Origin of the sequence: Xanthovirga aplysinae (assembly GCF_009711365.1) — a bacterium.
GTDB classification, from domain to species: domain Bacteria; phylum Bacteroidota; class Bacteroidia; order Cytophagales; family Cyclobacteriaceae; genus Xanthovirga; species Xanthovirga aplysinae.
In genome coordinates this window covers 1-1,420 of the sequence record NZ_SMMB01000401.1, presented here as the reverse complement: position 1 = coordinate 1,420, position 1,420 = coordinate 1, and the positions used below count along the sequence as shown (strand labels likewise).

The 1,420-nt window shown below is 33.7% G+C and carries 2 protein-coding genes; one reads left to right on the top strand and one right to left on the bottom strand.

Going from position 1 to position 1,420, the window contains the following annotated elements; translation table 11 throughout:
• On the top strand, positions 1 to 722 hold a 722-nt coding region (locus tag E1171_RS01410), incomplete at its 5' end, for a glucosaminidase domain-containing protein (protein WP_155203349.1).
• Positions 723 to 844: 122 nt separating this feature from the next.
• On the opposite strand, the gene msrB is transcribed toward E1171_RS01410, so the two are convergent.
• Entirely contained in the window at positions 845 to 1,348 is a 504-nt protein-coding gene (gene msrB / locus E1171_RS01405) for a peptide-methionine (R)-S-oxide reductase MsrB (protein ID WP_155203347.1), read from the bottom strand.
• Between the last annotated feature and the right edge of the window lie 72 nt (positions 1,349 to 1,420).

The window sequence follows — 1,420 nt, the reverse complement described above, 5'->3', positions numbered from 1 at the left end:
AAAAAAATACTAATTCTTTTCCTGTTCCTTTATCAGACAAGGGAGATTTTTTTTCCCATTTAAACTTCACCAGTGATATAAAAAATGATAAAAAAGCCCATTTTATTGAATTAGTATTTCCATCAATTTTATTGGCCCGTCAACAGTTTGAAAACGAATACAACAAAACATTAAGAATAAATGAAGCTATCAATCAAGATAAGATAATTTCTGCTTCTGATAGCCTATTTATTCGTAAGAAATTTGAGGAATTCAATACCAAAAACTTAAATGAATTACTCTTAAAATTAAAACCACATCCTGCTAGCCTGATTTTGGCACAAGCAGCCTTGGAATCAGGGTGGGGAACCTCCCGCTTTTTTAAAGAGGGCAACAATGTTTTCGGGATATGGTCATTTAGTTCCAAGGATAAGCGAATTAAAGCCAAAGAAAACAGAGAGGGTCAAGCAATCCATGTTAAAAAGTATGATAACCTGGAAGAATCAATAAGTGATTACTTAATGCTTTTAGCACGTTCAAGTGCTTATAAAAAATTCAGAGAGAAAAGGATTCAAACTGAAGACCCATTAAAACTTACCCCTTACCTTAGCAAATACTCAGAATTGCGGGAAGAATATGTTAATAACTTGAACAAGGTAATTCGAAGTAATAAGATGACACGTTTTGACAATTTTCGGATTGAACCAACTTTTGCCATAAAGGATTGGCATTATAAGCCTTAATTTGTTATATGCCTACCTCATAGGAACATTTTATACCTAAAATTACAGAAAAACCACGTTTTCAAAAAAATGGAATTACAACCTTCTTTTTTGACAGCGTGGTTTTATACTTTTCGTGGTGTCTAATTTGCCTCTTCAAATTCTAATGAAACTGAATTTAAGCAATACCGCAAGCCTGTTGGTTGAGGACCATCATCAAAAACATGCCCCAAATGTCCACCACATCTACGACAATGAACTTCTGTTCTTACCATTCCATAAGAAACATCTTTTTCCCTTTCAACAGCCTTATCACTAATGGGCTTATAGAAACTTGGCCAACCGGTACCTGACCTAAATTTGGTTTCTGAACTAAATAAAGGATTGCCACAAGCAGCACAATAATAAATCCCTTCTTTTTTATTATCCCAATAGGCATTGTCAAAGGCTCTTTCAGTGCCTTGTTGCCGCATAACCTGATATTGCTCAGGAGTTAATTCAGCCTTCCATTCTTCATCTGACTTGATCACTTTTTCACTCATATTTTGGTCTTTTCGATTTTCTTTTTCCTTCTGTTGCATAAAGGAATATTGAAATATTCCCAACAAAACAATAAACAATACACTATTTAAAACAAATTTCTTCATTGTAGATAACTTCATTATAAAGTTTAAAAACTTTCCCCTTCCCTGCCTATTTATCAATTATTGATACGAAGA

Excerpts from the sequence above, each read along its gene's own strand:
- msrB (WP_155203347.1), bottom strand. The coding sequence starts at position 1,348 with ATGAAGAAATTTGTTTTAAATAGTGTATTGTTTATTGTTTTGTTGGGA.